This is a genomic window from Idiomarina sp. ST10R2A5 (assembly GCF_051842325.1).
Classification (GTDB): Bacteria; Pseudomonadota; Gammaproteobacteria; order Enterobacterales; family Alteromonadaceae; genus Idiomarina; species Idiomarina abyssalis.
This window is the reverse complement of record NZ_JBNIEX010000005.1, coordinates 130,363-156,387: the sequence shown is the minus strand read 5'-3', so window position 1 is coordinate 156,387 and position 26,025 is coordinate 130,363. Positions and strand designations below refer to the sequence as shown.

General features: G+C 47.3%; 24 protein-coding genes. 17 read left to right on the top strand and 7 right to left on the bottom strand.

From position 1 onward, the window contains the following. Positions 1–53 precede the first annotated feature (53 nt). On the top strand, positions 54–1,439 hold the full coding sequence (locus ACP7FG_RS08495; protein ID WP_199494299.1) for a PhoH family protein: 1,386 nt from the start codon (positions 54–56) through the stop codon (positions 1,437–1,439). Here the strand turns inward: ACP7FG_RS08495 and ACP7FG_RS08490 are convergent, their stop codons facing one another. The 6 genes from ACP7FG_RS08490 to ACP7FG_RS08465 are packed head-to-tail and all read right to left on the bottom strand — an operon-like array spanning position 1,440 to position 5,484. Then, on the bottom strand, positions 1,440–2,399 hold the full coding sequence (locus tag ACP7FG_RS08490) for a hypothetical protein (protein WP_054489589.1): 960 nt from the start codon (positions 2,397–2,399) through the stop codon (positions 1,440–1,442). A 21-nt stretch (positions 2,400–2,420) separates the two neighbouring features. After that, entirely contained in the window at positions 2,421–2,711 is a 291-nt protein-coding gene (locus tag ACP7FG_RS08485) for a hypothetical protein (protein WP_054489587.1), read from the bottom strand. Positions 2,712–2,748: 37 nt separating this feature from the next. Beyond that, positions 2,749–3,183, bottom strand: a complete 435-nt coding sequence (gene ruvX, locus ACP7FG_RS08480) for a Holliday junction resolvase RuvX (protein WP_054489585.1) — start codon at positions 3,181–3,183, stop codon at positions 2,749–2,751. Continuing rightward, entirely contained in the window at positions 3,180–3,737 is a 558-nt protein-coding gene (locus tag ACP7FG_RS08475; protein ID WP_054489583.1) for a YqgE/AlgH family protein, read from the bottom strand. The genes ruvX and ACP7FG_RS08475 overlap by 4 nt, the downstream gene beginning before the upstream one ends. Positions 3,738–3,797: 60 nt before the next feature. Next, positions 3,798–4,742 carry a glutathione synthase gene (gene gshB / locus ACP7FG_RS08470; RefSeq protein ID WP_224798131.1) on the bottom strand — a complete coding sequence of 315 codons (945 nt, stop codon included), beginning with the start codon at positions 4,740–4,742 and terminating at the stop codon, positions 3,798–3,800. A gap of 10 nt (positions 4,743–4,752) precedes the next feature. Continuing rightward, positions 4,753–5,484, bottom strand: coding sequence for a 16S rRNA (uracil(1498)-N(3))-methyltransferase (locus ACP7FG_RS08465; protein WP_439226122.1), 732 nt, complete (start codon positions 5,482–5,484; stop codon positions 4,753–4,755). A 115-nt stretch (positions 5,485–5,599) separates the two neighbouring features. Here ACP7FG_RS08465 and metK point away from each other — a divergent pair, with 115 nt between their 5' ends. The 10 genes from metK to tgt all read left to right on the top strand — a co-directional run bounded on the left by metK (position 5,600) and on the right by tgt (position 17,413). Beyond that, a complete protein-coding gene (metK, locus tag ACP7FG_RS08460; RefSeq protein ID WP_054489579.1) occupies positions 5,600–6,745 on the top strand; it encodes a methionine adenosyltransferase in 1,146 nt (381 codons plus the stop codon). 91 nt (positions 6,746–6,836) lie between these two features. Beyond that, a complete protein-coding gene (tkt, locus tag ACP7FG_RS08455) occupies positions 6,837–8,837 on the top strand; it encodes a transketolase (protein WP_439226121.1) in 2,001 nt (666 codons plus the stop codon). Continuing rightward, entirely contained in the window at positions 8,838–9,863 is a 1,026-nt protein-coding gene (gene epd / locus ACP7FG_RS08450; protein ID WP_199494304.1) for an erythrose-4-phosphate dehydrogenase, read from the top strand. It abuts the gene before it with no gap. A gap of 18 nt (positions 9,864–9,881) precedes the next feature. Then, positions 9,882–11,063: a phosphoglycerate kinase gene (locus ACP7FG_RS08445; RefSeq protein ID WP_439226120.1), complete on the top strand. Its 1,182-nt coding sequence runs from the start codon at positions 9,882–9,884 to the stop codon at positions 11,061–11,063. Between the two features lie 28 nt (positions 11,064–11,091). After that, positions 11,092–12,156 carry a class II fructose-bisphosphate aldolase gene (gene fba, locus ACP7FG_RS08440; RefSeq protein ID WP_054489570.1) on the top strand — a complete coding sequence of 355 codons (1,065 nt, stop codon included), beginning with the start codon at positions 11,092–11,094 and terminating at the stop codon, positions 12,154–12,156. Between the two features lie 101 nt (positions 12,157–12,257). Beyond that, positions 12,258–12,980 (top strand): DUF481 domain-containing protein, encoded by a 723-nt coding sequence (locus ACP7FG_RS08435; protein WP_439226119.1) that lies wholly within the window; start codon positions 12,258–12,260, stop codon positions 12,978–12,980. Between the two features lie 170 nt (positions 12,981–13,150). Then, the gene (locus ACP7FG_RS08430; protein ID WP_054489568.1) at positions 13,151–13,831 is read left to right on the top strand and encodes a TIGR00153 family protein; all 681 of its coding nucleotides are present in this window, start codon (positions 13,151–13,153) and stop codon (positions 13,829–13,831) included. 14 nt (positions 13,832–13,845) lie between these two features. Further along, a complete protein-coding gene (locus ACP7FG_RS08425; protein WP_224798127.1) occupies positions 13,846–15,117 on the top strand; it encodes an inorganic phosphate transporter in 1,272 nt (423 codons plus the stop codon). Positions 15,118–15,210: 93 nt separating this feature from the next. After that, positions 15,211–16,266, top strand: coding sequence for a tRNA preQ1(34) S-adenosylmethionine ribosyltransferase-isomerase QueA (queA, locus tag ACP7FG_RS08420; protein ID WP_439226118.1), 1,056 nt, complete (start codon positions 15,211–15,213; stop codon positions 16,264–16,266). A gap of 31 nt (positions 16,267–16,297) precedes the next feature. Continuing rightward, positions 16,298–17,413, top strand: a complete 1,116-nt coding sequence (gene tgt, locus ACP7FG_RS08415; protein ID WP_439226153.1) for a tRNA guanosine(34) transglycosylase Tgt — start codon at positions 16,298–16,300, stop codon at positions 17,411–17,413. Here the strand turns inward: tgt and ACP7FG_RS08410 are convergent. Next, positions 17,389–18,726 carry a serine/threonine protein kinase gene (locus ACP7FG_RS08410; protein ID WP_224798125.1) on the bottom strand — a complete coding sequence of 446 codons (1,338 nt, stop codon included), beginning with the start codon at positions 18,724–18,726 and terminating at the stop codon, positions 17,389–17,391. The genes tgt and ACP7FG_RS08410 overlap by 25 nt on opposite strands. A gap of 203 nt (positions 18,727–18,929) precedes the next feature. Here ACP7FG_RS08410 and ACP7FG_RS08405 point away from each other — a divergent pair, with 203 nt between their 5' ends. From ACP7FG_RS08405 to ACP7FG_RS08380, 6 genes are all read left to right on the top strand, one after another. Further along, entirely contained in the window at positions 18,930–19,688 is a 759-nt protein-coding gene (locus tag ACP7FG_RS08405; protein WP_222235806.1) for a glycosyltransferase, read from the top strand. Positions 19,689–19,744: 56 nt separating this feature from the next. Continuing rightward, complete coding sequence (gene rpsU, locus ACP7FG_RS08400) at positions 19,745–19,960, top strand: 30S ribosomal protein S21 (protein WP_054489551.1); 216 nt, start codon at positions 19,745–19,747, stop codon at positions 19,958–19,960. 138 nt (positions 19,961–20,098) lie between these two features. Further along, positions 20,099–21,844 (top strand): DNA primase, encoded by a 1,746-nt coding sequence (dnaG, locus tag ACP7FG_RS08395; RefSeq protein ID WP_439226117.1) that lies wholly within the window; start codon positions 20,099–20,101, stop codon positions 21,842–21,844. 102 nt (positions 21,845–21,946) lie between these two features. Then, positions 21,947–23,776: an RNA polymerase sigma factor RpoD gene (rpoD, locus tag ACP7FG_RS08390; RefSeq protein ID WP_222235804.1), complete on the top strand. Its 1,830-nt coding sequence runs from the start codon at positions 21,947–21,949 to the stop codon at positions 23,774–23,776. A gap of 25 nt (positions 23,777–23,801) precedes the next feature. Then, positions 23,802–24,578, top strand: a complete 777-nt coding sequence (locus ACP7FG_RS08385; RefSeq protein ID WP_199494309.1) for an amidohydrolase family protein — start codon at positions 23,802–23,804, stop codon at positions 24,576–24,578. Positions 24,579–24,596: 18 nt separating this feature from the next. Beyond that, positions 24,597–26,015: a sensor histidine kinase gene (locus tag ACP7FG_RS08380; protein WP_439226116.1), complete on the top strand. Its 1,419-nt coding sequence runs from the start codon at positions 24,597–24,599 to the stop codon at positions 26,013–26,015. Positions 26,016–26,025: the final 10 nt, after the last annotated feature.

Below are 26,025 nucleotides of genomic sequence, written 5' to 3'. Positions count from 1 at the left end.
GAATTTTAGGCTAAGCTGTAAGAAAAGAATAATCACAGCAAAGGTATGCGCTAATGACTAAACACACCGGCAAGTTCTTTATCCTGGATACCAATATTCTTCTGCACGACCCGCTAGCCTTCCTCAATTTCGATGAACACAACGTTATTATTCCCATGGTGGTTCTGGAGGAACTCGACAAGATCAAAGATCGGAATAAGGACGTCAGCCGGGAAGCCCGGGTGGCTATTCGCTCTTTAGAAGAAGTGTTAAAAGAAGCAACACCAGAGGAAATTGTTGCTGGAGTGCCCTTAAGCAGAATGCATGGTGAGCATACCGCGAACGGAACCTTGGCTATTTTCCCGGATTATCAGCTTGAGCAAACCGAATCGGTGCTTTCGTTAGCGGAAAATGACCACCGGATTATTCAGGCCGCTCTGGAAATTCAGCGCGAGCGAGCCCCCGCTGGTGTGGTGCTGGTAACCAAAGACATCAATATGCGCCTGAAAGCCAAAGGCGCGGGCATGAAATTCGTTGAAGATTATCGTACCGACCAGCTTATTGATGACATTCGATTGCTGACCAAAGGCTTCTATAAATTTGAAGGGGATTTCTGGTCGCAGGTGGGTGAAGTGAAAACTCAACAGGAAGGTCGCGATGCGTATCATACTGTAAGCCGGGACTTACTGCCGCAGATTTTTGCCAATGAATACATTATTGACTCAACAGACAGCTTTGCTGCCCGGGTAGAGGAGTACGACAACGAAACCGTTACTTTAATGGACTTGAGCGTCGAGCGCATGATGTCTTACGGCGCCTGGGGTGTTCACCCTAAGAACATCTATCAGGCCATGGCGTTGCATGCATTGCTTGATACCAGCATGGATATGGTCATTCTGACTGGTCCTGCTGGCAGTGGTAAGACTTTCCTGGCTTTGTCAGCGGCCTTGCAAATGGTGGTAGAGCAGGGAATTTATGAGAAAGTTATCGTGACCCGCAATACCCCGGAAATTGCCGAGTCAATTGGCTATTTGCCGGGCACGGAAGAGGAAAAAATGGCGCCCTGGTTATCGGCAATAACAGATTCCCTGGAGGCTTTGCATAAACACGATGAGAGTATGGAGTCGAGCCTGAACTATATTATGAAAAAAGCCAATATTCAGTTTAAGTCACTCAACTTTATGCGCGGACGCAGCATACAGAACGCTATAGTCATTCTGGATGAAGCGCAGAACTTAACGGCGTCTCAGTTGAAAACCCTAATAACGCGTTGTGGTGAAAATACTAAGCTGGTGGTATCGGGTAATTTGGCACAAATTGACAGTTATTACTTAACGGCTGTGACTTCAGGTTTAACTTATATTGTTGAGCGCTTTAAAGACTACCCCGGTAGTGCAACAGTTAACTTGAATGGGGTGGTGCGCAGTCCATTGGCTAAGTTCGCAGAAGAGCATCTTTAATCAGTTAATGGGCACAACCGTGTATTGCTCAGTGTTGACCTGAAACTCGGTTTCTCCTCCAACCTGGCCCAGAGGCATTGCCGCCGGGCCAGTAACATCTACTAGTATGTAATTCACGCCATTGTGTTTCACGCTAATGTCATCGCTTCTGCTACTAATAGATATACCGAAAACCGCATGGTTGGGCAGGTAAATTATTGCCATTTTTGGGGTCTCAATAATTTCTTTAATTACCGAGCTCATTAACGTGACCTTGCTGTCGCAGTCGCCCTGATTATAGTAGAGCAGCTGGTTAGGGGGTACGAAGCCATCTCCACGGCTATCAAGCTTACTGCTCAAGTCGTTATAAGGGATCTGCTGAATAAAGCTGGCGATGTAATTGATGTAATTGCGCTGTGTGTTGTTACCTAGCTGCTCTCCAATAGCTTGTATTAACGGGCGTAATACAGCCGTCATTTCGCTGGCAATAGCGGGGTGGTCGGGAATAATGCCCTGTTCACCCGGAGGCAGAGTGAGCTGACGATAAAAGTTGGCTTCTAAATAATCATTCCAGCGTTCATTGTAGTATTCGCGTAAAAGCCTTTTGTATTCAGTCAGCTGTGCTTGTTTTTCCTGAGTTCTGCTATTGGCGGTGACCAGCTCTACTGACTGTTGACGGGGTGTAAGGCGAGCCTGAATACCCTGCCATTGTTGCTGCCGGATGTAGCGATTCAACTGGTGAGTAAGCTCGCGTTGACTGCGCTCGAGATTAAATCCCCGATAACGCTTTAAAGGTTGCAGGAACTCTCTTTTATCGACCTGGAAGTCAAAGGATTGCTGACTGTCGTTAAAGTCACGCCATTGATAAGAAAAGGTTAACTGGCCGTCTTGGGTTTCGTTAAGGTTAAAAAAGTTTTGGCCATTTGCTGTTAGAGGAAGAGTAAAGAGTAACCAGATAACAGCACAGATTTTATGTGTCACTCTGATTACTCCTGTTGCCCCTTAAAACTTCATTTCAGTAATAGGGCTGTCTTCGAATTTAAGGTCTACTTGATACTCAATGCCGCCGGCGCGAACGAAAAAATAAGTCTTTTCTTTCTTAAAGACTTCTTGCAGGGAAACAAGCCTTAAGCCTGGGCGACGCTCAGCAGGTAAGTCTGTAAATTCAACTGAACCTCGCGAAACCAGTATGTTTTGGTAACGAGGACCAGTAATTAAAAGCAGTTTCTTATTTTCGTCTTTCAGTAGAATGGTATTACCCGTTACTGAATAGGGTTCTTCATTACCAAACAAAGCCAGCTCCTGTCGTGTCAACTTATTACTGACGACACTATAACGAATTATCGGTTTTTGGCAAATAACCGTTCAGAAAATCTTCAACAATTATTAACGCCGCTTGACTGTCGACAAGTCCTTTTTCCAGTTTTCGAAAGCCGCCTTCGGCAAACAGGCTTTCGCGTGCGGCGGTTGAAGTCAGTCTTTCGTCCTGAAAAGTGACAGGTAAGCCGAAACGCCCATGAAGTCGGTTACCAAACTTTTTGGCCCGCTGCGTCAAGGGTTGTTCGGTGCCGTCCATATTCAGAGGCAGGCCAACGACCAGTTGCTCTGGTTGCCATTCGGCAAACAGCTTTTCAATAAGCTGCCAGTCGGGTATACCTTCTTTTGCTTTTAGCGCGGTTAATGGCGAAGCTGTTGCGGTAACGGTTTGACCAACCGCAACACCAATGCTTTTGGTACCAAAGTCAAAGCCAATAACCGTACTCATGCGTGGCCGACATCCGGTCCCAGTTGCCACACATCAAAACCAAGCTGCTCTGTGGCTTTTTGCCAGCGCTCACTTGCTGGTGTATTAAATAACAGCTCAGGGTCTGCCGGAATCGCTAACCAGGAATTTTCACCCAGTTCTTCCTCTAACTGCCCGGCTTCCCAGCCTGCGTAACCCAGGGTCAGTAAAAACTGAGGCGGGGCCGCTGATGAACCTAAGGCTTCCAGAATATCCCGAGAGGTGGTCACCATGATGTCATCGCTTAGCTTCTGACTGGCACGCCAGTTATCCTGAGGCGGGTGAATCACAAAGCCCCGTTCACGACCCACGGGACCACCCTGGTAGACATTACCCTGCAAGTGCTGGTTATTTTCCGGGTAAACAATTTCCAGTTTATCCAGCAGCGAGGTAACGCTTAAATCTGCAGGCTGATTAATTACCAGCCCCATCGCACCTTCTTCATTATGCTCACAGATATAGGTCACGGTCCGTTTAAACATCGGATCGTTCAGCATAGGTGTTGCTATCAAAAAGTGATTCTGCAAATTGTTCATCGATTCACCGACTCCTTAACGATAATCTCTAACAAGGATATGGGGGCGTCTCATAGAAATTCAATTCAGCTTCTCTTCAATTGCCTGAAAGACCATTTCTGCAATATTGATGTCGTAGGCGTTTTCAATTTCACGCATACAGGTTGGGCTGGTGACATTAATTTCGGTAATGCGGTCGCCAATCACGTCCAGCCCAACGATAATGAGCCCTCGTTTTTTCAGTTCAGGTGCGACCTTATGAGCCAGAGCCCAGTCACTGTCGGATAAAGGTTGAGCTCGTCCGCTGCCCCCGGCGGCAAGGTTTCCGCGAGTTTCTCCGGCGCTGGGAATTCGCGCTAAAGAGTAAGGTACAGGTTCGCCATTTATGATCAGAATACGTTTGTCGCCGTCTTTAATTTCAGGCAGGTACTTTTGCACCATGGCGTAGCGCTGACCTTTTTCGGTCAGGGTTTCAATAATAACGCCCAGGTTACTGCCGTCTGCCCCTACTTTAAATATCGAAGCTCCGCCCATGCCATCCAGCGGTTTCAAAATTACATCACCGTGTTTTTTATGGAACGCTTTAATCACGTCAGCCCGGGAACTGACCAATGTGTCAGCAATAGAATCTGCGAACCATGAAGTAAAGAGCTTCTCGTTGCAGTCACGCAGGCTCTGCGGTTTATTCACCACCAGGCTACCGCGCTGCTCGGCCAGTTCCAGAATTTGTGTCGCGTATAAGAACTCGCTGTCAAAGGGCGGATCTTTACGCATCATAATGACATCAAAATCTTCAAGCGGGCGGTACTGACTGTCACTTAAATTGTAAAAGTCGCTTTTTTGATCCTGAACACGAACTTCCCGAGCAAAGGCCATTGGCTGACCGTTATCAATAACTAAGTCGCCCATTTCCAGATAAAAACATTGATAGCCGCGAGCCTGCGCTTCCAGCAGTAAGCGGAAACTGGTGTCTTTTTCGGTTTTTACAGCGGCGATTGGGTCCATCACCATAGCTAATTTTTTCATGTAAACTCCTTTAACCTAAGTCGCCAAACTGATATTGCACGGTGGTAAGCGCCGATAGCGCGGCGGTTTCTGTTCGTAACACGCGAGGACCCAAACGCATTGGATTAAACCCTTGCTGTTCAGCAGCACTGACTTCATCGTCAGTAAACCCACCTTCGGGCCCAATGAGCAATTGTATCCCCTTTTCGGCGTGTTGAAACGATGAAAGCGGTTTTGTCGCAGTCGGGTCTAAAGTCAGACGAAGCCCTGCAAATGTGCTTTCAATAAAGTCGCTGAATTGCTGGGCTGGTTTAACCTCAGGAACCACACTGCGACCACATTGTTCACAAGCTGAGCGTACAATTTTTTGCCACTGCTGCTGCTTTTTCTCCAGCCTTTCGCCACTGAGTTTAACGCCGCAACGTTCACTGAACATAGGCGTAATTTCGGTAACGCCCAGTTCGACTGACTTTTGCAGAACAAAATCCATGCGGTCACCGCGTGAAATGACCTGAGCAAGATGCACGCTGACAGGCGACTCTGAATCATTTACCTTGCTGCCGGTTGCAAGAAAGTACGCAGACTTTTTTTGAACCGAGGTTATGGTCGCCTCGTAGTCTTGTCCGTCACCGTTAAATAAAGCAATGTTATCACCTACGTTCAAGCGCAATACTTTGATCAGGTGCTGGAATCCATCCGAACTCAATTCGGTTTCAGTTTGTAAACTTACAGGAGCGGGGTGATAAATCCGCGGTACTCGCATGTCGTCAGCCTTATTCGGACTTTTAGACGTCCAGAAGTAGAAAAAAACAGAGTGATCGGTTACATTATGCAACCAGTATTGAGTGATTTCATCAAAATAAAGGAATAGTGGGCATATGTCACGTCACCTGTTTACCTCAGAGTCAGTGTCCGAAGGGCATCCGGACAAAATTGCCGACCAGATATCCGATGCGGTTTTAGACGCAATTTTAGCAAAAGACCCGAAAGCCCGTGTTGCCTGTGAAACCTATGTAAAAACCGGTATGGTGCTGGTTGGCGGCGAAATCTCAACAAATGCCTGGGTGGATGTTGAAGACCTGGCCCGCGAGACCGTCAAAGATATCGGTTACCGACATTCTGATATGGGTTTTGATGGCGCATCGTGTGCGGTATTGAACGCCATTGGTAAACAAAGTGGCGATATCAACCAGGGTGTTGATCGCGCTCATCCCGAAGAGCAGGGCGCTGGTGATCAGGGCCTGATGTTCGGCTATGCTTCTAATGAAACCTCTGTTTTAATGCCTGCGCCAATTACTTATGCGCACCGCGTTATGCAGCGTCAGTCGGAAGTGCGTAACAATGGCACCCTGGACTGGCTGCGTCCTGACGCCAAAAGCCAGCTGACCTTCGTTTACGAGAACGGCAAGCCGGTCGCTATTGATACCGTGGTTCTGTCAACTCAACACAGAGAAGACATTACTCAGGAAACGCTGCGCGAAGCGGTTATGGAAGAAATCATTAAACCTGTATTGCCGGAGCAGTGGATTTCCAAAGATACGCAATTCCATATTAACCCAACCGGACGTTTCGTCGTTGGTGGACCTATGGGCGACTGCGGTTTGACGGGTCGTAAGATCATTGTCGATACCTATGGCGGTATGGCGCGTCACGGTGGTGGTGCTTTCTCAGGTAAAGACCCGTCAAAAGTTGACCGTAGTGCGGCTTATGCTGCACGTTATGTTGCTAAGAATCTGGTTGCAGCCGGTTTAGCAGAGCGTTGCGAACTGCAAATTTCTTACGCCATTGGTGTTGCTGAACCAACCTCTATTAGCATTGATACTTTCGGAACGTCTAAACACTCAGAAGAGCAGTTAATTGCGCTGGTGCGCCGTCATTTTGACTTGCGTCCTTACGGATTAATCAAAATGCTTGACCTGGAGCGCCCAATTTATAAGCAGACAGCGGCATACGGGCACTTTGGCCGTGATAACCTGCCGTGGGAGCAAACGGACAAAGCCGCCGATTTACAGGCTGATATTTAAACAAAATTTTGCCTATAAATTTGCTTGTACCCCCTGAAATGTGGAGAATACGCGCATCGCAAGTTGCTCTTCATCTTCCAGGGGGTTTTTCATGTCAGATCGTCAATATCTCGCCAATGCTATCCGCGCGCTTAGTATGGATGCAGTTCAAAAAGCTAAGTCCGGCCACCCGGGAGCGCCCATGGGTATGGCAGATATCGCAGAAGTTCTCTGGCGTGACTATCTAAAGCATAACCCTAATAACCCGGGCTGGGCTGACCGCGACCGCTTTGTTTTATCAAACGGGCACGGCTCAATGCTGATTTATTCCCTGTTGCACCTGTCTGGTTATGATCTGAGTATCGATGATTTGAAGCAATTTCGTCAGTTAGACTCAAAAACCCCGGGTCACCCTGAATATGGCTATACCCCTGGTGTGGAAACTACCACCGGCCCGTTGGGCCAGGGCCTTGCAAATGCCGTAGGTATGGCACTGGCCGAGAAAGTATTAGCCGCACAGTTTAATCGTGAAAATCATCAAGTTGTTGACCACCACACCTACACTTTTATGGGTGATGGCTGCTTGATGGAAGGCATCTCGCACGAAGTGTGCTCACTGGCCGGCACCTTAGGTTTAGGTAAACTCATCGCGTTTTACGATGACAACGGCATTTCCATTGATGGCGAAGTTGAAGGCTGGTTTACCGACGATACGGCGAAGCGCTTTGAGTCTTATGGCTGGCACGTAGTCAATAAAGTCGACGGACACGACTCAGCAGCCATCACCCGTGCTATTGATGAAGCCCGTGCTAACGAAGATAAACCGACTCTGATCATTTGCAAAACGGTGATTGGCTATGGTGCTCCGAACAAGCAGGGGTCTGAAAGTTGCCATGGCGCGCCGCTGGGCGATGACGAGATTGCAGCAGCGCGCAAACAGTTGAACTGGCCACACGAAGCCTTTGAAGTACCGGCCGATGTTTACCAAAAATGGTCTGCTGTGGATAAAGGTGCAGCGGTTGAGTCTTCGTGGAATAAGCGTTGGGTTGCTTACGAGCAGGAATATCCGCAACTGGCAAAAGAATTGAAGCGCCGTTTGAATGGAGAGCTTCCGGAAAACTTCGAAAACACAGTGCACAACTATGCTAAGCAACTGCAAAGTAGCCCAGAAGCTATAGCTACCCGCAAGGCGTCTTTGAATGTACTGAATGAGTTTGGTCCTAAACTACCTGAACTGTTAGGTGGCTCGGCTGACCTGGCCGGCTCCAATCTAACCTTATGGAAGGACGCAAAAGGCATTACGGCGGATGACGCCAGGGGCAACTATGTGTTTTATGGCGTTCGTGAGTTTGGTATGTCCGCCATTATGAACGGCGTAACCCTGCATGGCGGGTTTAAAGCCTATGGCGCAACCTTCCTTATGTTTATGGAATACGCCCGCAATGCTGTGCGTATGTCAGCGCTTATGAAACAGCCCAGCATCTTTGTTTATACCCACGACTCTATTGGTTTGGGTGAAGACGGGCCGACTCACCAGGCGGTAGAGCAGCTGGCTAATTTACGACAAACCCCTAATTTACAGTGCTGGCGCCCGTGTGACCCGGTTGAAACCGCCGTTGCCTGGGGTGCGGCAATACAAAGCAGCAAAACGCCTACTGCGCTGGTTTTCAGCCGTCAGGGCATGCAACAGCAGGAGCGCAATGAAGATCAGCTCACTAATATTGCCCGTGGTGGTTATGTGCTGAAAGACTGTGACGGTGAGCCCGAAGTCATCTTAATAGCTACTGGCTCTGAAGTTGATTTAGCGGTTGAAGCTTATGAGCAACTTTCAGAACAAGGCCATAAGGTACGTGTTGTTTCTATGCCATCGACCAACGTGTTTGATATTCAGGATTCTGAGTACAAAGAGTCTGTGCTGCCATCAAAGGTTACTCGTCGCGTTGCAATTGAAGCCGGTATTGCGGACTTCTGGTACAAGTACATTGGCCTTAACGGCGAAATCGTCGGCATGACCACCTTTGGTGAATCTGCTCCGGCCGGCGACTTATACAAACACTTTGGTATTACCGCAGAAAATGCTGTGGCTGCCGCTAAACGTTTGCTGGGAGCGTAAATGAGCAAACCGGCTCGTATTGCAATTAATGGTTTTGGCCGAATTGGCCGCAGCTTTTTGCGTGCTTTGTATGAAAATGGCTATCGCGACAGCGTGCAGGTGGTTCTGATTAATGAACCTGCAGCGTCGGAAGCAATAGCTCATTTACTGAAATACGACTCAAGCCACGGCCGGTTTGGAGAAAAAGTGACGCACTCTGGTGACACTTTAACAGTCGCTGGTGACGCCATTGCTTTAACGCATCAAACCGAGATTGAAGCTGTTGACTGGCGCGCTAATGACGTTGACTTTGTGGTTGATTGTACCGGGGTATTTGGCAGCCAGGCTGACGGCCAGCTTTACCTGCAGCAAGGGGTGAAGCGGGTACTGTACTCTCATCCCGGCAAACCGGATGTTGATTTCACTGCAATTTATGGAGTGAATGAAAAAGAGTTAACGGCCGAGCATAAAGTGGTGTCTAACGGCTCCTGCACAACGAATTGTATTGTGCCGGTGATAAAAGTGCTGGATGACACCTTTGGTATTGATTCAGGCGCCATTACCACCATTCATTCAGCGATGCATGACCAACAGGTTATTGATGCCTACCACCCTGATTTAAGGCGTACCCGTGCCGCCGGGCGTTCTATTATTCCGGTGGATACGCGGCTGGCGCGAGGCATTGAACGTATACTGCCGCATTTAGAAGGGCGTTTTGAGGCTATTGCGGTGCGAGTGCCTACCACAAACGTCACCGCCATGGACTTAAGTGTTACGTTAAACAGTGATGCCACAATCGAGCAGATAAACCATGTGCTGCGTGAGCAAAGTGAGCATCAACTGGCGGGTATACTGGACTATACTGAAGAACCTTTAGTTTCAATAGATTTTAACCATGATCCACATTCTTCGATTGTCGATGGCACGCAAACCCGGGTCAGCCACAAGCGGCTGGTTAAGTTGTTGTGCTGGTGCGATAACGAGTGGGGCTTCGCTAATCGTTTGCTGGATACAGCAAAGACGATGGCTGAACAAATAGAACACTAAGTTTAGAGAGGATACCGCATGTCTGTCATTGCTATGACTGATTTGGATTTAAGTAATAAACGCGTACTTATCCGGGAAGATTTAAACGTTCCGGTAAAAAATGGCAAAGTCACCTCCGATGCGCGTTTAAAAGCAGCAATGCCAAGTATTCAACAAGCGTTAAAAGCTGGCGCTAAAGTTATGGTGATGTCTCACCTTGGTCGCCCGACCGAAGGTGAGTATGACGAGCAGTTCTCTATGCAGCCAGTTGTTGATTACCTAAAAGAGGCACTGGATTTCCCTGTCCGCCTGTGTAAAGACTACCTGGATGGTGTTGAAGTTAGTGCCGGGGAGCTGGTAGTTTTTGAAAACGTTCGCTTTAATGTGGGCGAAAAGAAAAATGACGACGAGCTTGCCAAAAAATTAGCCGGCTTGTGTGATGTTTATGTGATGGATGCTTTTGGTACCGCGCACCGGGCTCAGGCATCCACTCATGGTGTCGCTAAATATGCGCCAGTTGCCTGTGCCGGACCTCTGCTGGCTGGTGAATTAGAAGCTTTAGGCAAAGCACTGGAAAACCCTAAGCGGCCATTAGTGGCCATTGTTGGTGGTTCAAAGGTTTCGACCAAACTCACGGTACTGGAGTCATTGTCCGGCGTTGTTGACCAGTTAATTGTGGGCGGCGGTATTGCGAACACTTTTGTTGCGGCTGCAGGCCATAAGGTTGGTAAGTCATTATACGAAGCCGATTTAACCGACGAAGCTACCCGTTTAATGGCGCAGGCGAAAGCCAAAGGCGGTGACATTCCATTACCCGTTGATGTGGTGACAGGTAAGGAATTCAGCGCAGAAGCAACAGCTGAAACTAAAGCCGTTAACGCCGTTGCAGATGACGACATGATTTTTGATATTGGCCCGGAAACAGCACAGCAGCTAGCCGCTATGCTGAAAAATGCAGGCACCATAGTCTGGAACGGGCCAGTGGGTGTTTTTGAATTTGAGCAGTTTGGGCATGGTACAAAAACCATCGCCGAAGCCATTGCACAAAGTGATGCGTTTTCAATTGCAGGCGGTGGCGACACCTTAGCGGCAATTGATCAATACGCTATCGCTGATAAGATAAGCTATATTTCAACAGGTGGCGGAGCGTTCCTGGAATTCCTGGAAGGTAAAACATTACCAGCCGTTGCGATTTTACAAGAACGGGCTAAAGACGCCTGAACATAAGTTTTAAATAAGGAGTATTTTTATGGCCCTGGTGTCATTACGACAGTTACTTGACCATGCTGCAGAGCATGACTACGGTGTCCCGGCGTTTAACGTCAATAACCTCGAGCAGATGCGTGCAATTATGCAGGCTGCTGATGCAACCGACAGCCCGGTTATCGTGCAGGCTTCTGCTGGCGCTCGTAAATACGCCGGTGCTCCTTTCCTGCGCCACTTAATTCAGGCCGCTGTTGAAGAATGGCCACATATTCCTGTGGTTGTGCATCAGGACCATGGTACCTCTCCGGCGGTATGTCAGCGTTCTATTCAACTGGGCTTTAGCTCTGTGATGATGGACGGCTCTTTGCTGGAAGACGGAAAAACACCAGCCGAGTACGATTATAACGTAAAAGTTACCAAGCAAACTGTTGAAATGGCACACGCCTGTGGCGTTTCTGTTGAAGGTGAGCTGGGCTGTCTTGGTTCACTGGAAACTGGTGAAGCGGGTGAAGAAGACGGTGTTGGTGCCGAGGGTAAACTGTCGCATGAACAACTGCTGACAGACCCCGAAGAAGCAGCTGAATTTGTTAAAGCTACAAATGTGGATGCACTGGCTATTGCTTGTGGTACGTCACATGGCGCCTACAAATTCACTCGTCCACCAACTGGTGATATTTTGGCCATTGATCGCATTAAAGAGATTCATCGTCGCATTCCGGGTACACACTTGGTTATGCATGGTTCATCATCTGTACCGCAAGAGTGGCTGAAAATTATTAATGAATTTGGTGGCGAGATCCCGGAAACTTACGGTGTGCCGGTAGAGCAAATTCAGGAAGGTATTAAGCACGGTGTTCGCAAAGTAAACATTGATACCGATTTACGCTTGGCTTCAACCGGTGCTATTCGCCGGCATTTGGCGGAAAATCCGTCTAATTTTGACCCGCGTAAATTCTTTGCGGCAGCGACAACGGCAATGGAAGATATTTGCCGTGCGCGCTATGAAGCCTTTGGTTGTGCTGGTATGGCGAGTAAAATTAAGCCAATTAACTTAGAATCAATGTTTCAGCGCTATGAAAATGGCGAATTAGACGCCATTGTTAAGTAACGAAGTACTTTATAAAAGACACAAATAACGAGGTTAGTGTGCGATTTTCTTTATTATTCGCTAGTTTGTTTTTACCTGTTGTAGCGAGTGCTCAAACATTTATGTTTGACGATGCTGATGACATTGATACAGAAACGGTTGAAGAGTGGGAGGCGAGTGCAGAGTTTGGCTTGCTTTACACTTCTGGTAATACCGAAACAGAAAGCCTGAAAGGTAAGTTTAATGCATCGCGCGATATTCAAAATTGGCGCCATAAAGGTGTCTTTGACTATTACACCGCCGAACAGGAAGATCAGGAAACTGGTGAGAGTGTAGAAACTGCAGACCGGATGTTCGTCTCCGCTCAGAGTAACTACAAGTTTGATCCTGATAGCCGCGACTCGCTGTTTGTTTTCGGTTCTTATGAAGAAGATGAATTTAGTGGCTTTGAATATCAGGCAACCGTAGCAACCGGTTACGGTGCTCGCTATCGCTACGACGAAGACATCTATGCCGACTATGAAATTGGTCCTGGTTATTCACGAACCAAACCGGTTCAGGTTGAAGGTGAACCACCAGTGGAGTCTGATGGCTCTATAATTTTGCGTCTGGCTGGCGGTTTGAACTGGAAAATCAGTGAAAACTCGCGCTTTAACGCATTGTTGTCATCGGAGATTGGTGAAGACAATACCAAGAGCAAAGCTGAACTCTCTGTATCTGCTAACATTAATAGCTCTCTGGCTATGAAGTTTTCTGTTGGTGCAAATCACAACTCTCAGGTTGCTGATGAAAGCATCGAAAAACTGGATACAGAAACCGCTGTGACTTTAGTTTACTCCTTTTAATAAACTGTTGTGACTGCAGATAAAAAGCCGTGGCTATGCCGCGGCTTTTTTCTTTGCGAAGAAGTCGAATAAAAATTGAGTAATTAATCAAATCTTACGGTTTCCTTTATCTTTAGATTTCGCTAACATTCGCCGCAGCTAACATCGGCTGAAAAAAATCGGATAATGTTATGTCAGTGAACTCATTTCTTGGCGTCTTTGCGAAGTCGCCAATCAAACCGATGATTGAGCACATGGATGAAGTGCACCGCTGCGCCTATGCGTTGAAAGATTTCTTTAAAGCGGTTTATTCAAAGGACTGGCAGAGTGCAGAAGTCGCTCGCGCAACCATCGTAAAACACGAATCCACCGCGGATGACATGAAGCGTAAAATCCGCCTGAACCTTCCTAGTGGCTTATTTATGCCTGTAGAACGAGCTGACTTACTTGAGCTTGTTTCACAGCAGGACAAAATTGCTAATAAAGCCAAAGACATCTCCGGTCTGGTTACGGGACGTGAATTGAGCATTCCTGAGTCATTGGTTAAAGACTTTGATGCGTATTTAAGCCGTTGTCTGGATGCTACAGACAAAGCTCGTGAAACCATTGGTGAATTTGACGACTTGCTGGAGACGGGCTTTAAAGGCCGCGAACGTGATCTTGTCGACAACTTCATTGCCGAGCTTGACGCAATTGAAGCCGATACTGATCAACTTCAAATTAAACTACGTCAGGACTTGCGTGGAATTGAACTCGAAATGAATCCGGTAGATGTGATGTTCTTATATCGTATTCTCGATTGGGTGGGCGACTTGGCTGACTTGGCTGAGCGAGTCGGTGCACGTTTCGAACTGATGCTAGCACGCGTTTAAGCGGAGTCTGATTTATGGATATTATTTCTAGCTACAGCCTCCTGCTTATCGGGATGGCAGCGGTTTTTGGTTTCTTCATGGCCTGGGGTATTGGCGCAAATGACGTCGCAAATGCCATGGGTACGTCGGTTGGTTCCAAGGCGCTAACAATAAAACAGGCAATTCTTATTGCTATGGTTTTTGAGTTTGCCGGTGCTTACCTGGCAGGTGGAGAAGTCACTTCAACCATCCGCAAAGGCATTATTGACTCTGGCTACTTCGTTGATCAACCCGAACTACTCGTATTTGGTATGATCTCAGCGCTATTAGCCGCCGGCTTTTGGTTGCTGATAGCTTCTTACCTTGGCTGGCCGGTATCAACGACTCACTCCATTATTGGTGCCATTGTTGGCTTCTCTGCCGTTGGCGTTAGTATGGAGTCGGTTCAGTGGATGAAAGTGGGAGGTGTCGTTGGAAGCTGGGTTGTCACCCCCGCCATATCCGGGTTTATTGCCTATCTCATATTTATGAGTGCACAAAAGCTCATTTTTGACCGCTCTAATCCTTTAGCAATGGCTAAGCGCTATGTGCCTTACTATATGGGGTTAGCCGGCTTCGTATTGTCGTTGGTCACCATTAAAAAAGGCCTTAAGCATGTTGGCCTGAACCTTGGCAGTATTGAGGGTTATTTATGGGCTCTGGGCATTGCTGTAGTGGTCTTTGCAGTTGGTAAAATGGCCATTGGTCGCCTTAAGTTTAACCCTTCCGACGACAAAGAAATGCACTACACCAACGTGGAAAAAGTCTTTGCGGTATTAATGGTGGTAACCGCCTGTGCTATGGCTTTTGCTCATGGTTCAAACGACGTTGCGAACGCTATCGGGCCACTGGCCGCTGTAGTGAGCGTGGTTACCAGCGGTGGTGATATTGGCAGTAAAGCGACATTAGCCTGGTGGGTATTACCTTTAGGCGCTGTTGGTATTGTGGCTGGTCTTGCTATGTTGGGTAAACGCGTTATTGCCACCATTGGTAACGGCATTACGCATTTAACCCCAAGCCGCGGTTTTGCGGCGGAACTTGCTGCTGCTTCAACCGTGGTTCTGGCGTCAGGTACCGGGTTGCCGATATCAACCACACAAACGCTGGTTGGTGCAGTATTGGGTGTTGGTATGGCGCGTGGTATCGCGGCCCTGAATCTTGGTGTTGTTCGCAACATAGTTATTTCATGGGTTGTTACCTTGCCGGCAGGTGCCATTATGTCCATCATCTTCTTCTACATTCTGAAAGCAATTTTCGGTGTAGCTTAAGCTTGCGATAAACGGACAGCCTGTAACAGTGACAGGCTGTCCACTTTCCAGTAAAATCCGCGCTTTATTACATCTCGCAATTGCAGCACGGACATGTCAGATACCAATCATTCTTCTTTAAAAGTCAGCGACTTTTCATTTGAACTACCCGATGAGCTTATAGCCCGCTATCCGCAGGAGCAGCGCAGTGCAAGCCGGCTACTGTCGGTGAATGCGAATGAAAACAGCATTGCTCACAAACAGTTCAGTAATATCGTTGATGAGTTAAACGCGGGTGATTTACTGGTGTTTAACGATACCCGGGTTATTCCGGCCCGCTTACTGGGTGAAAAAGTCTCTGGCGGTAAAGTAGAGGTGTTAGTTGAACGTTTGCTGGACGACCATCGTGTACTGGCTCATGTCCGTGCTAATCGTGCGCCAAAAGCAGGTGCTGAGCTACTGTTAGAAGGCCACGTAAAAGTTACTATGCTGGCCCGGCATAATGCGCTTTTTGAACTGAAATTTGAACACGAAGAAACGGTACTGGAACTGCTGGAACAATACGGGCACATGCCATTGCCGCCGTATATCGACCGCCCCGATGAAAGCTCTGACAAAGAGCGCTATCAAACCGTTTATAACCGCGAACCAGGTGCCGTTGCAGCACCTACCGCAGGCCTGCATTTTGACGACGAAATTTTGCAGCAGTTGCGAGATAAAGGCGTGAACTTTGCCTATGTCACCTTGCATGTAGGCGCCGGAACCTTTCAGCCGGTTCGTGTTGAAGACATTAACGACCATGTAATGCACAGTGAGTACGCCAAAGTCAGTGCTGAAACCTGTCATGCCATTAAGCAAACCAAGGCTGAGGGCGGCCGGGTGGTGGCGGTTGGTACAACCTCCGTTCGCTCGCTCGAGTCAGCTGCTCAGGCTTCAGAGTCAGAAGACATTGAACCGTTTTTTGATGACACCGATATTTTTATCTTTCCGGGGTATGAATTTAAAGTTGTCGACAGTTTGATAACAAATTTTCATTTACCTGAGTCCACGCTCATTATGCTGGTGTCAGCATTTTCGGGTCGTGATTTGATTATGAAGGCTTATAATGAAGCCATTAAAGAGCGCTATCGGTTCTTTAGCTACGGCGATGCCATGCTGTTACAGCGCTAAATTTAATACACTGAAGTGAATACTTATGACAATGAAATTTGAATTAGATAAAACCAGTGGTCGCGCACGTCGTGGGCGCATGGTATTTGAACGTGGAACCGTAGAAACGCCGGCATTTATGCCTGTTGGGACTTTAGGTACGGTAAAAGGCATGACACCAGAGGAAGTGAAAGACACCGGCGCACAAATTTGCCTGGGTAACACTTTTCACTTAATGCTGCGCCCGGGTACACAAATTATCCAGCAGCACGGTGACCTGCACGACTTCATGAACTGGGACAAGCCTATTTTGACCGACTCAGGTGGCTTTCAGGTTTTTAGTCTGGGTGAGCTTCGTAAAATTACCGAAGAGGGCGTGACTTTCCGCTCGCCAATTAACGGTGAGAAAATTCTGTTAACGCCTGAAAAATCTATGCAGGTTCAGCGTGAGCTGGGCTCCGATATTGTCATGATATTTGATGAATGCACACCGTTCCCTGCGACGCAGGGAGAAGCCCGCAGTTCAATGGAGCTTTCGCTGCGTTGGGCCGAACGTTCTAAGCAGGAGCACGGCGACAACAAGGCCGCGCTTTTCGGCATTATTCAGGGCGGCATGTACGAGGAATTGCGTGATATTTCTCTGAAAGGCCTGACTGACATCGGGTTCGATGGCTATGCTATTGGTGGCTTGTCGGTTGGCGAGCCTAAAGAAGACATGATGCGCATTTTAGAGCACACTGCGCCGCAAATGCCTGAGCAAAAACCTCGCTACTTAATGGGTGTGGGTAAACCAGAAGACTTAGTTGAAGCGGTGCGTCGTGGTATCGATATGTTCGACTGTGTTATGCCAACCCGTAATGCGCGTAACGGCCATTTGTTTATTAGCTCGGGCGTGGTAAAAATTCGTAACGCTGTGCACCGCACAGATACCTCCCCGTTAGATGAAAACTGTGACTGCTACACTTGTAAAAACTATTCTCGCGCGTATCTGCATCATTTGGATCGTACTAACGAGATGCTGGGCTCACGCCTGAACACCATCCATAACTTACGCTTTTATCAAAAAGTGATGAGTGACATGCGTGACGCTTTAGATGCGGGAACCTTTGATGAATTCGTAGAAGAGTTCTATCGATTAAGGGATCAGTCAGTACCACCACTGGACTGATACTGACTTATTTGACGGTGTAGTTTTTGGTAGCGATCGACATTCGGTTGACTGTTGATCGCTGCTTTAGCGGATTGCGAGGCCGAGTCCGCCCACTGTTTTACCAGGTGAGGCTGTTCACTATTAAGCTTGGCTAAGCCTAAATACATTCTGGCTCTCAAATAAAAAGCTCCCGGTTTATCTTCATAATGTTCAGGTTCACCCAATTCATTAACGGCGTTAAGTAACATCGTGGTCATTTGGGCCTGACTAAAAATACGCTCCGAGTTTAAGATGAAGTTTGTGCGCTCAACATGATATTGAAGCTTGTCAGGGTTATTGCTGACAGCGTCGTCAAAGTGCGTCAAAGCCAGCTCAGCCTGTTCTGTTGCCTGCTGAATATAACCATCGTTAACTAAGTGTTTGGAATAATGTGCAAAAACAACTGCGTGCGCATACTGATTTTTGTCGGTTGAATAATTTTTAAAAAGAAAGTCATTTGTTGGTTCGCGCAAGAACGCGAACATAACCAGTACGATAATCAGAGCGGCAGCATTGGCGGCACCAAGTTTCAAGAAACGTTGCTTCAATTGGTAACGATGGAACCAGGTGTTCAGAGCCTTTTGAAAATCTCGACAGTTGCGAAAATTGGAATTCGGCTCCAGCGAAAGTGCCCGTTTTATAATTTCTCCCAGCCCCGATGGAAGCCGGTTGCGCTGTACGACTGAATTTTGAAAAAATGGTTCAGGCTTCATTCCCGTTAACAAAAACAGCAGCAACGCACTTAACTGATAAATATCTCGTTGAATGGTTAGTGGAGAGCTTGGAGCGGCAATGCTTAAGTCAACTAACGCAACTTTATTGCGGTATTCTTTCGTAGCCTCCGCTGATGAGCGGAGCATAATATTATGAGGATGAATGTCGTTGTGTGCGTAACCAGCTTCGTGCATACGGCAAACTGCATCCACTAAAGAGCTCGTAACACTTATGGCTTCTTTAGTCGACATACTGGCCTTAGCTTTACTAAGGGGCTCACCATCAATGTACTCTAAGACCATGAACAATGACGACGAGGAAACGTCAGGCTCACCAATGTCAAACACCCGGCACAATGCAGGGTGGTTAACGCTGGATAAAAGGCGCGCTTCATTGACTAATCTATGGCGACTGACAATAGACGGGGAGCGCGCAAACTTAATTGCGACCTCACGTTTTAAGCGCTGATCGTAAGCTTTGTAGACCAGACCACTGCCACCATGCCCCAATAACTTTATGCACTGGTATCGTGCCGGTATTGGATAAGGAAATGTTTTGTCCGGATGTGCTTCAGCCAAATTCGTATCCTTACTGGTTAAGCTCAAATCCAGTCTAACTATGACTATGATCAAACAACAGGTTTTGAGTGGCTAGTCATCATTAACTTTAGGTTTGACGTCAATTGACATCAATTAAAAATAATCGAGCCAGTGCTTAAAAAGTAGCAGATATAAGCTATGATGAGCTTCACAAAAAAATAATAAAGCAGGGGTTAGCACTGATGCAGGAAGACAGTGATGTTTTAGCAAACAGTGGATTCAGGCAATTTGTTGAAGTCCAGATTAAGAACAATGACAGCTATACGCGCTTGAATATGACGCTAGTGGGGCAGCAGCATCCAGACTACCTTATTCTGGAACTGTCCCGGCAGTACTGTTGGCAGGATACTTTACCGCTTTTGGTTGCTGATAAAACCATCGGATTAAAGACCGTCTCTCCAAATGGCGAACAGATAACAGGCGTTGTCGATGTGCTTCACATGACACAATACCCACAAAAGCTGTTGTTTGTCAGCTATCCAAGACAGGCTGACGTACAAGTGTTACGTTCGTCCCCACGAATAGCGGTAAACTGCGACGCGACACTGCAATTCAATCTGAATAATAAATTTGGCGATCCTCTGCCTGGTAAGGTGGTTGATATTTCAGATAAGGGAATAGCTTTTAACTACCGCGGAACGTCCCCTGTTAATGCAGCTGAAATGAACCAGCTGAAGGCTGAAGTGAAAGTTAAAACTACCCCGCAGGCAGTCGTTTTTTCGGAGCTTTTGGTGAGAAGCGTTAAATCTGTCGGCCCGCAACTTTGGCAATTAGGGCTGGCGTATAAAGAAAAACCAAATAATTTACAGGATTTAGTCAGTACACTCTTACTCGATTCCACGCCAGTCCGCGAGCTGCTTAGCGATAATGACTCTGGTTGGGATGCGTCGGATAACACTTTACAAGGCGATTCTGAGTCGGTACAATTCAGCACCAATTGAACCCGTAGTGGTTAATTTTTAACCGAAACAGATAATTTATCCGAGGTGATTTTTTAATGCCAGTCGTTAAAGTGAAAGAAAACGAGCCGTTTGACGTAGCTTTGCGTCGCTTTAAGCGCTCTTGTGAAAAAGCAGGTGTTCTGTCTGAAGTCCGTCGTCGCGAGCACTACGAAAAGCCGACTTCAGAGCGTAAGCGCAAGAAAGCTGCTGCGGTAAAGCGTCACGCGAAAAAACTGTCTCGTGAAAACGCTCGTCGTACTCGTCTTTACTAAGACATTACTTACGACAATTTGAGTGTTCACTTTTTCGTAAAGTGCTGAAAGCCGTGACTGTATTGTCGCGGCTTTCGTGTTTCTGCTACTTTATTGTTTTCCAAATTCACGCTTTTAAAATTTTAATATTGAGACAATATGGCAGGCTTGATCCCCAAAAGCTTTATTCATGATTTGCTTGAACGAGCGGACATTGTCGAGATAGTAGATAGCCGCGTGCCGCTGAAAAAAGCCGGCAAAAATCATCAGGCCTGTTGCCCTTTTCATAACGAGAAGACCCCCTCATTTACGGTTAGCCAGGACAAGCAGTTTTACCATTGCTTTGGTTGTGGCCAGCATGGCAACGCCATTGATTTCCTGATGGAGTTCGACGGCTTAAACTTTCCTGATGCAGTGGAAGAGCTGGCGGGAATCATGGGGGTTGAAGTGCCGCGCGAACAGGCGGAAAACCCGGAGCTGGCTCAAAAGAAACAACAGCAAGTGCGGGACGATGCCGAGCTGATGAGCAAAACAGCCCGCTTTTTTCAGCATCAGCTGAAACACCATGAAAACTCTGAACGGGTTATTAATTACCTAAAAGGTCGCGGTTTAAGCGGTGAAACGGTAAAGCGTTTTCAAATTGGCTATGCGCCGGACGCCTGGGACAGCTTGCTGAGTACGTTTGGTAGTTCGGCGCCGCAAAGGCAACAGTTATTAGAGTTAAAGCTCATTAATCGTAATGAAAAAGGGCGGCATTACGACTTTTTCCGTGACCGGGTCATGTTTCCTATTCATGACAGACGCGGTCGGGTTGTTGGTTTTGGCGGGCGGATTATTGATGGCGACGGACCTAAATACCTGAACTCGCCGGAAACGCGCTTATTTCATAAAGGCAGTGAACTCTACGGATACTGGCATATGCAACAGACGGTGCGTAAGCCTGAACAGGTCTGCATTGTCGAGGGTTACATGGACGTTGTTGCCCTGTCGCAGGCCGGTATTGATTATGCGGTGGCATCACTTGGGACGGCAACGACAAGTGAACAATTACAGCGTTTATTCCGTACGAGTCCAAGAGTGGTTTGCTGTTATGACGGCGACCGGGCAGGTCGGGACGCAGCCTGGCGTGCATTAGAGAATGCACTACCCTTATTGCGTGACGGACTGGATATGGCGTTCTTGTTTTTACCGGAAGGTGAAGACCCGGACTCTGTCGTTCGGGAACATGGCGCAGAAGCTTTTGAACAGCAATTAAAACGAGCGACACCTTTCACTGAGTATTTCTTTGAGCATTTGCAGGCGGATATTGATGTTACTTCTGACGCCGGACGCTCACAATTGCTGAGTATTGCAAAACCATTAATAGAGAAAGTCGCGAGTGACTACTACCGCGATACCCTAATGCAACGGTTGGCAGAGAAACTTCGTCGTGAAACCTCACAACTGGAACGTCATTTTGATAAGCCTCAGCGTCAGTCCCGGCCAAAAGACAGCGTTAAAATGACTCCGTTACGTAAGGCGATAGCTTTGCTGGTTCAATACCCTCAGCTAGCGCAGTCAATTCCGGTTAGAGAGGAACTGCGGGAGTTGCAAGTCAATGGTATCGATTTACTCATAGCGTTGCATAAACAATGCGCAGAACGAGCTATGACGACAGCGCAGGTTTTAGAAGGGTGGCGCGATACCGAGTATTACCAGCCTTTACAGAAGCTGGCTTTATGGCAGCATCAGCTCGACGAAGACAACGTTGAGCAAGAATTTAACGATATATTTATTTATCTTATTGACCAATATGTGGAACAGCGTGCAAACGCACTTTTAAAGAAAGAGCAGAAAGGGGCTTTAACCCGGGGTGAACGTCAAGAATATCAGACGCTCATTCAGTACTTAAGTAAGGCAAGATAGTACATCCCGGTGCGTCTTACGCTAGCTTAAAAGTCAGTATTCTGTTATACTGTTTGGTCATTTTGGATACTCTACATTCACAGTCACAGGTGGAACGTCTGTATGCAGCAGAATCGGCAATCGCAACTTAAGGTCCTTATTGCGAAAGGCAAAGAGCAAGGGTTTTTGACATTTGCTGAAGTCAACGACCATTTACCGCAAGAAATTGTTGATTCCGATCAGGTTGAAGACATTATTCGCATGATCAACGACATGGGGATCCGCGTTTTTGAAAGCGCGCCCGATGCCGATGATCTGATGATGGCAGAAAGCGCTGCTGATGAAGACGCCGCCGAAGAGGCCGCTCAGGCGTTAGCTTCTGTAGACGGTGAAATTGGTCGTACGACCGACCCTGTGCGTATGTACATGCGTGAAATGGGGACGGTTGAGCTACTGACCCGCGAAGGCGAAATTGACATTGCCAAGCGCATTGAAGAAGGCATTAACCAGGTTCAGTGTTCTGTTGCTGAGTATCCTGAAGCCATTAACTTCCTGCTTGAGCAATGGGACTCCTACGAAGCCGAAGAGCTGCGCTTAACCGACATTATTTCCGGATTCATTGACCCTGACGAAGTAGACGAAGCTCCTGTGGCTGCTACTCACGTTGGCTCTGAACTTCCAACCGAAGAGCTGGAAGATGAAGACGATGATGACGACGATGACGAAGAAGAAACCGATACCGGTATTGATCCGGAATTTGCTCGCAGCAAGTTCAATGCACTTCGCGAACAATACGAAGCAACTCGTCAGGCTATTGCAAAGCATGGTCGTGATGGTGCCGATGCCCGCGTTGAAATTGACAAGCTCAGCGACTTATTCAAACAGTTCCGCTTAGTTCCTAAACAGTTTGACCGCTTGGTTAAAGACATGCGTGCCATGATGCAGCGCGTGCGTGTGCAGGAACGCATTATTATGAAGATAAGCGTTGAACAGGGGCAGATGCCGAAACGCAGCTTCATGAAAGCCTTTGCCAGCCATGAGAATAACCTGGCCTGGGTTGATAAAGAGATAGATTCCGGTGCAGCCTACGCCGATACATTGAAAGAAGTTCGCGGTGAAATAGAACGCTGCGTTAACAAACTGGTTGATGTAGAAAAGGAAACAGGCTTAACCATTGGTAAAGTCAAAGAAATTAACCGTCGTATGTCCATTGGCGAAGCGAAAGCACGCCGTGCGAAGAAAGAGATGGTTGAAGCGAACCTACGTCTGGTTATCTCTATTGCAAAAAAATACACCAACCGTGGGTTGCAGTTCCTGGACTTAATTCAGGAAGGTAACATTGGCCTGATGAAAGCCGTGGATAAATTCGAATATCGCCGTGGTTATAAGTTCTCAACTTATGCTACCTGGTGGATCCGTCAGGCTATTACTCGCTCCATTGCGGACCAGGCTCGTACTATTCGTATTCCGGTCCACATGATAGAGACCATTAATAAGCTTAACCGCATTTCACGCCAAATGTTGCAGGAAATGGGGCGTGAGCCTCTGCCGGAAGAGCTGGCCGAGCGCATGATGATGCCGGAAGACAAAATCCGTAAGGTATTAAAAATTGCGAAAGAGCCAATTTCGATGGAAACCCCAATTGGTGACGACGAAGATTCGCACCTGGGTGACTTTATCGAAGACAATACGCTGGACCTTCCTATTGATTCAGCAACGTCAGAAAGCCTGCGTAACTCGGTTCGTGACGTGCTTGGCGGCTTAACAGCTCGTGAAGCAAAAGTATTGCGTATGCGCTTTGGTATTGATATGAATACAGACCATACTTTAGAAGAAGTTGGTAAGCAGTTTGATGTAACTCGTGAACGAATTCGTCAAATTGAAGCCAAAGCATTAAGAAAGCTTCGCCATCCAAGTCGCTCTGAGCAGCTTAAATCGTTCTTGGATGAGTAAGATATTCTCTGACACAGGAGGCAGCATGGGTAACAACCGTGACAATTGGCCGAAACGTATTATTGACTCTCATTTGCACATTTATGATGACGAGTTTCCGCTAATTGAAAACCAAGGTCATATCCCTGAGCCTTTTTATATCGATGATTATCGGAACTTAGTCCGTGGCATGCCGATAGAAGGCGGTGTCATTGTGTCTGGCTCTTTCCAGGGCTTTGAGCAACGCTATTTAAAAGCGGCGCTGGAAAACCTGGGAGGCAATTTTGTTGGTGTTACACAGTTACCAGGTTCAGTTAGCGATGAAAAAATTCAACAACTGAATGAGCATGGTATTCGCGGCGTACGCGTTAACTTAAAACGCGGCGTTCATCGTGACATTGAAGGTATTGTCGAGTTTGGTAAGCGTATTTGGGACTTAGCCGGTTGGCATTTAGAAATTTACGTCGATAGCCGTGAGCTCGACGACATGGTACCTACCTTACTTAAGTTGCCTAAACTGAGTGTAGACCACTTAGGTATGGCAAAATCAGGGTTGTCTCAGGTGCGTCGTTTAGCTGAAGGTGGCGTAAAAATTAAAGCCAGTGGCTTTGGTCGTACCGAAGTTAACGTAGAAGACGCCATTAAAACACTGAATAAGACCAACCCGGATGCTTTAATGTTTGGTACCGATTTACCGGGTACGCGCAGTACTCGCTCATTTGAACCCTCTGACATTACCACTATTGTGAATGCACTGGACGACGATGAAGCGGTTGATAAGGTGTTTTATCAGAATGCCCGAAATTTCTACAAACTACCTTAGTAAAAGAGAGTGAGGTAAGTGCAGTCTCTCTCTTCCCACACAAAACATAACCGCTGGCTGGCTATTGCAATGATTGCAGTAGCCGTTGGCGGTTTACTTGTTGCGTTCTGGTTTTCCGCGGGCGAGACATTGCAGCGCAATCAAACGCTAATGGGCAAAGCCTGTAAAAATGCCCAGCTTGCTGTCGACAGTCTTTACCCTGAATCGGAGTCGCCGCAGCAGCAAGTAACTAACCCCGATTTAATGCATCAGGCACTGGATGAAGCACTAACCAATGTCGATGGCGTTAAAGGCGGTTTTTGGCATACAGCTCAGGGGTTTATAGGCTTCTCTTTACCGACCGACGGTGGAGACACCACAGACGTTGGCGTCAGTAACGACGATGTTCCAATTGTTCGTTCTGCTGTGCAACGTTCTTTAGAGCAGCAAAGAGACATTGTGTCTGTTCAGTCTAATGAGCAGGTTGCAACTGTCGTGGCGGCCTGCCCTGAAAAGAATCACTACAACCTGGGTATTTGGCTGAAAAAGCGTGTCCAGTTTGTACCTCCTAACTTTACTCTTATTGTCAGCGCCCTGTTTGTGGTGCTCGCCATTATTGGCGGCGTTTTAATTGTGCGCGAGTCTGTCTTTAACCGTAACTGGCATTCAGAGCGCGATCGCATTGTTGCACAGGCCGAAGACAGCTCTCAGGCGGTTTCGGTCACCACCGAAATTCCGGAAATTCAGCCATTGTTAATGCTGTTGTATCAGGCTCGACAGCAAATTCAGTCGAAAGAGCGCGAATTAAGCCAACAAATGAACAAAGTTATTATGGCTAATCAAAAAACGTTGATTGGTCGTATTGCTCGTTCTATGACAGCGCTTGCAATGACTGAACTTGAAGAAATAAAGCGCAAGCTACCCAAAGCAAACGCCGACGACATTAAAGAAAGGGTGCTGCAGCTGACAGAGTTGTTCAGTTCTTTTGAGAGAGTTACCGAAGGTGCCGGGCATAGCAAGCCAACGTCCATTGATGCCGAAGACTTTCTCCAGGAGCTGTCCGACTACCATGAAAGCACCGGAAATGTTAAAGACATAACGTTTACCGCAATAGCTGAAAAAGGCCTTAAATTTGAAGCAGAGCCCTTATTACTGCGTTTTGCACTGGATTACCTGATACGGCATATCATAACCTTTGTGCCTGCTAACTCAGAAATTATGCTGCAGGCAACGGCCGAAGAAAACTTTGTGAAAATTGCTATTAGCGATGAAAGTGCCGGTATAGAGAATAAAAACAAACATTTGCTGTTTCATGCCGATGAGCTTGCGCCGACCCAATACGGTATAGGGCTTAAGGTAGTGCGTGATACACTGCGGAACCAGAATGGCGACATCAGCTACGAAAAAGTCGATAAAACTTCGCGATTTAACGTGCTGATACCCATGACAAAAGCGTAAAAACTTCGTA

Excerpts from the sequence above, each read along its gene's own strand:
- ACP7FG_RS08495 (WP_199494299.1), top strand. The coding sequence starts at position 54 with ATGACTAAACACACCGGCAAGTTCTTTATCCTGGATACCAATATTCTT.
- ruvX (WP_054489585.1), bottom strand. The coding sequence starts at position 3,183 with ATGAGTACGGTTATTGGCTTTGACTTTGGTACCAAAAGCATTGGTGTT.
- ACP7FG_RS08475 (WP_054489583.1), bottom strand. The coding sequence starts at position 3,737 with ATGAACAATTTGCAGAATCACTTTTTGATAGCAACACCTATGCTGAAC.
- gshB (WP_224798131.1), bottom strand. The coding sequence starts at position 4,742 with ATGAAAAAATTAGCTATGGTGATGGACCCAATCGCCGCTGTAAAAACC.
- ACP7FG_RS08465 (WP_439226122.1), bottom strand. The coding sequence starts at position 5,484 with ATGCGAGTACCGCGGATTTATCACCCCGCTCCTGTAAGTTTACAAACT.
- metK (WP_054489579.1), top strand. The coding sequence starts at position 5,600 with ATGTCACGTCACCTGTTTACCTCAGAGTCAGTGTCCGAAGGGCATCCG.
- tkt (WP_439226121.1), top strand. The coding sequence starts at position 6,837 with ATGTCAGATCGTCAATATCTCGCCAATGCTATCCGCGCGCTTAGTATG.
- epd (WP_199494304.1), top strand. The coding sequence starts at position 8,838 with ATGAGCAAACCGGCTCGTATTGCAATTAATGGTTTTGGCCGAATTGGC.
- ACP7FG_RS08445 (WP_439226120.1), top strand. The coding sequence starts at position 9,882 with ATGTCTGTCATTGCTATGACTGATTTGGATTTAAGTAATAAACGCGTA.
- fba (WP_054489570.1), top strand. The coding sequence starts at position 11,092 with ATGGCCCTGGTGTCATTACGACAGTTACTTGACCATGCTGCAGAGCAT.
- ACP7FG_RS08435 (WP_439226119.1), top strand. The coding sequence starts at position 12,258 with ATGTTTGACGATGCTGATGACATTGATACAGAAACGGTTGAAGAGTGG.
- ACP7FG_RS08430 (WP_054489568.1), top strand. The coding sequence starts at position 13,151 with ATGTCAGTGAACTCATTTCTTGGCGTCTTTGCGAAGTCGCCAATCAAA.
- ACP7FG_RS08425 (WP_224798127.1), top strand. The coding sequence starts at position 13,846 with ATGGATATTATTTCTAGCTACAGCCTCCTGCTTATCGGGATGGCAGCG.
- queA (WP_439226118.1), top strand. The coding sequence starts at position 15,211 with ATGTCAGATACCAATCATTCTTCTTTAAAAGTCAGCGACTTTTCATTT.
- tgt (WP_439226153.1), top strand. The coding sequence starts at position 16,298 with ATGAAATTTGAATTAGATAAAACCAGTGGTCGCGCACGTCGTGGGCGC.
- ACP7FG_RS08405 (WP_222235806.1), top strand. The coding sequence starts at position 18,930 with ATGCAGGAAGACAGTGATGTTTTAGCAAACAGTGGATTCAGGCAATTT.
- rpsU (WP_054489551.1), top strand. The coding sequence starts at position 19,745 with ATGCCAGTCGTTAAAGTGAAAGAAAACGAGCCGTTTGACGTAGCTTTG.
- dnaG (WP_439226117.1), top strand. The coding sequence starts at position 20,099 with ATGGCAGGCTTGATCCCCAAAAGCTTTATTCATGATTTGCTTGAACGA.
- rpoD (WP_222235804.1), top strand. The coding sequence starts at position 21,947 with ATGCAGCAGAATCGGCAATCGCAACTTAAGGTCCTTATTGCGAAAGGC.
- ACP7FG_RS08385 (WP_199494309.1), top strand. The coding sequence starts at position 23,802 with ATGGGTAACAACCGTGACAATTGGCCGAAACGTATTATTGACTCTCAT.